The 5,420-nt window shown below is 75.4% G+C and carries 5 protein-coding genes and 1 pseudogene; all 6 read left to right on the top strand.

The features are described 5' to 3' along the window. Positions 1 to 298 (top strand): annotated as a pseudogene (locus tag ABZ371_RS28310) (ADP-ribosylglycohydrolase family protein); the annotation flags it as partial. Then, the gene (locus ABZ371_RS28305; RefSeq protein WP_358684746.1) at positions 234 to 1,427 is read left to right on the top strand and encodes an ADP-ribosylglycohydrolase family protein; all 1,194 of its coding nucleotides are present in this window, start codon (positions 234 to 236) and stop codon (positions 1,425 to 1,427) included. The pseudogene ABZ371_RS28310 and the gene ABZ371_RS28305, both read left to right, overlap by 65 nt. Beyond that, on the top strand, positions 1,424 to 2,791 hold the full coding sequence (locus ABZ371_RS28300; protein ID WP_358684743.1) for an ADP-ribosylglycohydrolase family protein: 1,368 nt from the start codon (positions 1,424 to 1,426) through the stop codon (positions 2,789 to 2,791). The genes ABZ371_RS28305 and ABZ371_RS28300 overlap by 4 nt, the downstream gene beginning before the upstream one ends. After that, complete coding sequence (rbsK, locus tag ABZ371_RS28295) at positions 2,788 to 3,672, top strand: ribokinase (protein ID WP_358684740.1); 885 nt, start codon at positions 2,788 to 2,790, stop codon at positions 3,670 to 3,672. Before ABZ371_RS28300 ends, rbsK begins: the two co-directional genes overlap by 4 nt. After that, positions 3,669 to 4,865: a CoA transferase gene (locus ABZ371_RS28290; RefSeq protein ID WP_358684737.1), complete on the top strand. Its 1,197-nt coding sequence runs from the start codon at positions 3,669 to 3,671 to the stop codon at positions 4,863 to 4,865. The genes rbsK and ABZ371_RS28290 overlap by 4 nt, the downstream gene beginning before the upstream one ends. Positions 4,866 to 4,876: 11 nt before the next feature. Then, the coding region (locus tag ABZ371_RS28285) for an aldolase/citrate lyase family protein (RefSeq protein WP_358684748.1) at positions 4,877 to 5,420 on the top strand (544 nt) is incomplete at its 3' end.

The raw sequence follows: 5,420 nt of genomic DNA, 5'->3' as shown, positions 1-5,420 counted from the left end.
CCAGGCGGTCCCCGCGGCGGCCTGCCTGTCCCGGGTCGCCGACTCCGCGCCCGCCCTCGCCGGGGCGCTGACGGGCGCGCTCGGCGGGATCGGCACCGTGCCGCCGGGCTGGCGGGAGGCCTGCCGGATCCTTGCGGGGTGTGCGCTGCCCCGGTTCGCCGGCACGGACCTGATGGAACTCGCCGGACTCCTGGCAGCCACGGAACCGGCCACGCCGGGTGGACAATTCCGACATGACACCCACTATGCCCGCGCCCAGCGCGGCCGGCCCGACCACCACGGCACTCACCCTCGATGACCGCATCACCGGCGCACTCGTCGGCGCGGCCGTCGGCGACGCGCTGGGCGGGCCCGTCGAAGGCTGGTCCCCGGAGCAGATCGCCGAACGCCACGGTGGCCGGGTGACCGGCGTCGTCGGCCCCTGGCACGGGGACGACTGGCGGACCGCGCGCCCCATCGCCCCGTACCACAAGGGCGACGGGCACGTCACCGACGACACCCTGATGACCCATGCGCTGGTCCGCGTCTACGGCACCGTCCGCGACCACCTCGACGCGTACGCGGTGGCGGACCATCTCGTCCCGGACCTGATGTCGCGCCCCCGCTGGATCCCGGAGCTGGAGGCCGAGGCACTTCCGCTGCAACGGATCTTCCTCGCCGAGAAGTGGATCGTCACGCGGTTGCACTACGGGCACGCCGACCCGCGGGAGGCGGGGAGCGGGAACATCGTCAACTGCGGGGCGGCCATGTACATGGCCCCGGTCGGGCTGGTGAACGCGGCCCACCCGGAGGCCGCCTACGCGGAGGCCCTGGATGTGGCGGGGGCCCACCAGTCCTCCTACGGGCGGGAGGCGGCCGGGGTGCTCGCCGCGGGCGTCGCCGCCGCCTGCGCCCCCGGCGCCACTCCCGCCTCCGTCGTCGGGACCTGCCTGGCGCTCGCCAAGGACGGCACCCGCTCGGCGATCGAGGCGGTGTGCGAGACGGCGGAGCGTCACGCCGACTTCGAGTCCGCGCTGGGTCCGCTGCGCGCCGCGGTGGCCCCGTTCGACACCGTCGGCCCGCACTACCGCGATCCCTCGCTCGGCGCCCGCCGGCCCTCCCGTCTGCACTCCGTCGAGGAACTGCCCGTCGCGCTGGGCATGCTGCTCGTCGGCGGGGGCGACTACCGGCGCTCGGTGCTCGGCGCGGTCAACTACGGGCGCGACTGCGACTCGATCGCCACCATGACCGGCGCCCTCGCGGGCGCGCTCCACGGCGAGGCGACGATCCCCGCGGCCTGGGTGAGGACGGTGGCCGAGGCCAGCCGCCTCGACCTGCACGCCCCGGCACGCACCCTCGCGGAGGTCGCCCGGGAGGTCTTCGTGCGGGACACCGCCCGGCGCCGCTCGCACGAGGCGGCGTTCGCCGCCCTGGCGGGCGAGCGGTGACCCTGCGGCTGACGTGGGTCCAGCCCGAGGACCTGGTGGGGCACGAACTGCGGCAGGCGGCACAGGACGGCCGGGACACGGGGGACATCGAGGAGCGCTGGTACGCGGCGGGCGGCGGCCCCGCCCCGGAGCGCGCGGGTGCCTCACTGCCTCCCGCACCGCGTGGCCCGCGCGCGCTGGCCGAGCAGCTGCTCGACGAACTGGGACGGCTGGAGAGCCCCTCGGCGGACGACGAGCCGACCGCTCTGCCCGCGATCCGGGCCGCCTGTCCGCACTGGCCGGCGGCCCCCACCCGTCCCGTGGCCCTCGGGCCCGAACGCCTGCACGCCGCCTGGCTCGGCCGGGCCGCGGGCTGCCTGCTCGGCAAGCCCGTCGAGAAGCTGCCGCTCGCCGGCATCCGCGCCCTCGCCCGCGCCACCGGCAACTGGCCGCTCACCACCTGGTTCACGGCACGGGGACTGCCCGCCGCACTCACCGCCGCCTACCCGTGGAACCGCCGCTCGGCAGCCACCTCCCTCGCCGAGAACATCGACGGCATGCCGGAGGACGACGACCTCGACCACCCGCTGCTGACCCTGCGGCTGCTCCAGCGGTACGGGCCCGGATTCAGCACCTCGGACCTGGCCCGGCTCTGGCTCGACGAGGTGCCGGCGGGCCGCGTCTTCACCGCCGAGCGCATCGCCTACCGCAACCTCCTCGACGGTTTCGAGCCGCCGGACTGCGCCCGCCACCGCAATCCGTTCCGTGAGTGGATCGGCGCGCAGATCAGAGCCGACGTGCACGGCTGGACGCACCCCGGCGACCCGGGGGCGGCGGCCGAACAGGCCCACCGGGACGCGGTGCTCACCCACACGGCCAACGGGGTGTACGGGGCGATGTTCACGGCCGCGGCGCTCGCCGAGGCGGCCGGCGGCGGGACGGACGTACACGGCTGCCTGGCGGCCGGACTGCGCGTGGTGCCCCCGCGCTCCCGATACGCGCGAGCCGTGCGCCTGGGCATCGGGACCGCCCGCGGTGAAGCGGACTTCGACGTGGTCGTGGACCGGCTCCACGCCGCCTACGCCGCCACCCACCACTGGGTGCACGTCCTGCCCAACGCGGCCCTGCTGGCCGCCGCCCTCACCCACGCGGACGGCGACTTCGGCCGCTCCGTGTGCCGCGTGGTGTCCGGAGGCTGGGACACCGACTCCAACGGCGCGACGGCCGGATCGCTCACCGGCCTCCTGGCGGGACGGCCCTCCGCACTGCCCGACCGCTGGACCGCCCCCCTCAAGAACCGCCTCGCCACGTCCGTACCCGGTTTCGACGCCGTCGGCTTCGACACCCTCGCCGAACTGACCTACCAGGAGGTACGCCGCTCATGACCGCGATCGCGGTGCTCGGCAGCACCAACATGGACCTCGTCGCCTGCGTCGCCCGGGCGCCCGCGCGCGGGGAGACCGTCACCGGACGGGAGTTGCGGACCGTACCCGGTGGGAAGGGCGCCAACCAGGCCGTCGCCGCCGCGCGGGCGGGCGGTGACGTGGTGATGATCGGAGCCGTCGGGACGGACGAGTACGGTTCGCGGCTCCGGATGAACCTGGAACACGCGGGCGTGGACACGGACCTGCTGCACACCGCCGCCGGCCCCAGCGGAACCGCGCACATCGTCGTCGACGACGAGGGCACCAACGCGATCGTGGTGATCCCGGGCGCCAACGGCACCGTGACCGGACTCGGCCCGGGGGAGCACGCGGCCATCGCCGCGGCCGACCTGTTGCTGCTCCAGCTGGAGCTGCCGCTCTCCGCGGTCCTGGAGGGCGCCCGGAGCGCCCGGGCACGGGGGGTGCGGACGATCCTGACCCCCTCCCCCGCACAGCCCCTTCCCGCCGGGCTCCTCGACTGCGTCGATCTGCTGGTGCCGAACGAGCACGAGGCCGCGGCCCTCTCCGGGTGCGAGGACCCGCACGCGGCGGCGCAGGTGCTCCTGCGGAGGGTCCCGCAGGTCGTGGTCACGCTCGGCCGCGAGGGCTGCCTGTACGCCGCCAGGGGCGGCGAGCAGGTCCTGTTCCCCGCCCCCGAGGTCACGGCCGTCGACACGACCGGCGCCGGGGACACCTTCGTCGGCACGCTCGCCGTGGCGCTCGGCGAGGGCCGTTCCGTCCCCGAGGCCCTGGCGTGGGCGTCGTCGGCCGCCGCACTGTGCGTGCAGAAGCCGGGCGCCTCGACGTCGATGCCCTACCGAAGCGAGATCGATGCCGCATGAGCACGACGACAGCCGCCCTCTCCGGCCTGCGGGTGCTGGACCTCGCCACCCTGTTCGCCGGGCCGCTCGCGGCGACCATGCTGGGCGACTTCGGGGCCGAAGTGATCAAGGTCGAGCATCCGCGCAGGCCCGACCCCTCACGCGGGCACGGACCCGCGAAGGACGGCATCGGCCTGTGGTGGAAGCTCCTCGGCCGCAACAAACGGACCCTGACGCTCGACCTGTCCAGCCCCGGCGGGCGGGACGTGCTGCTGCGCCTGGCCCGGGAGACCGATGTGATCGTCGAGAACTTCCGGCCCGGGACCCTGGAGCGCTGGGGCGTCGGCTGGGAGGAACTGCGCGCGGTCAATCCCCGCCTGGTGCTGGCCAGGGTCACGGGCTTCGGCCAGTTCGGCCCGTACGCGCACCGGCCGGGCTTCGGGACGCTCGCCGAGGCGATGAGCGGCTTCGCCGCCGTCACCGGTGAGCCGGACGGACCACCCACGCTGCCACCCTTCGGGCTCGCCGACTCGATCGCGGCCCTCGCCACTGCGTACGCGGTGATGACGGCCCTGGCGGGGCGCGGCCTCACGGGGCTCGGGCAGGTGGTCGACATGGCGATCATCGAGCCGATCCTGATGGTGATGGGGCCCCAGTCGCTCTGGTACGACCAGCTCGGCCATGTCCAGCCCCGCACCGGCAACCGCTCCCTGAACAACGCCCCGCGCAACACCTACCGCACCTGCGACGGTCACTGGGTGGCCGTCTCGACCTCGGCGCAGTCCGTGGCCGAGCGCGTCATGCGGCTGGTGGGCCGCCCGGAGCTGGCGGAGGAGCCGTGGTTCGCGGCCGGGACCACGCGCGCCGAGCACGCCGACGAACTCGACGAGGCCGTGGGCCACTGGATCGCCCGGCGCACCCGGGAGGACGTGGTCTCCGCGTTCGAGAAGGCGGAAGCGGCCGTCGCGCCCGTCCAGGACGTCCGGGACGTGATGGAGGACCCCCAGTACCGGGCGCTGGGGACGATCACCGAGGTCGACGATCCGGAGCTGGGGCCGCTGAGGATGCAGAACGTGCTCTTCCGGCTGTCGCAGACGCCCGGGGCGGTCCGCTGGGCGGGCCGGCCGCACGGGGCGGACACGGACGAGATCCTGGCGGAGCTGGGCCTGCCGGCGTCGGCGGTCGCCGCCCTCCGGGCGGAGGGCGCGCGGTGAGCGCGGGCGGGGTGAGCCCGCGGCCGGGCGCGCTGACCTGGTTGTACGTACCCGGGGACCGGCCGGACGTGGTGCGCAAGGCCCTCGGCTCGGGCGCGGACGTGGTGATCGTCGACCTCGAGGACGCGGTGGCACGGGACCGCAAGGAGTACGCGCGGGCGGCGACGGCTGAGCTCCTCGCGGATCCGGTCACCACGGACCCGGCGGCGGTGCCGGTGCACGTGCGGGTGCGGGGCGAGGAGGACGTGAAGGCGCTGGCGGGGCTGCCGGGGCTCGCCGGGATGCGGCTGCCGAAGATCACGCACGCCGCGTCCGTGCACCATGTGGTGGAGCTGGCACCGGGTGTGCCCCTGTATCCGCTGCTGGAGTCGGCGCTGGCGGTCGAGCACGCCTACTCCATCGCCGGGGCCCATCCCGCCGTGCGGGGCATCGCGCTGGGCGAGGCGGATCTGCGGGCCGACCTCGGGGTACGGACGGAGGCCGGGCTCGACTGGCCGCGCGGCCGGGCGGTGGTCGCCGCCCGGGCGGCCGGGCTCGATCCGCCCGTCATGTCGG

The sequence above is a fragment of the Streptomyces sp. NPDC005899 genome (genome assembly GCF_040629645.1).
GTDB lineage: Bacteria > Actinomycetota > Actinomycetes > Streptomycetales > Streptomycetaceae > Streptomyces.
Note: the sequence above shows the minus strand (reverse complement) of the source record. Positions and strands in the feature narration are given on the sequence as shown.

Excerpts from the sequence above, each read along its gene's own strand:
- rbsK (WP_358684740.1), top strand. The coding sequence starts at position 2,788 with ATGACCGCGATCGCGGTGCTCGGCAGCACCAACATGGACCTCGTCGCC.
- ABZ371_RS28290 (WP_358684737.1), top strand. The coding sequence starts at position 3,669 with ATGAGCACGACGACAGCCGCCCTCTCCGGCCTGCGGGTGCTGGACCTC.
- ABZ371_RS28305 (WP_358684746.1), top strand. The coding sequence starts at position 234 with ATGACACCCACTATGCCCGCGCCCAGCGCGGCCGGCCCGACCACCACG.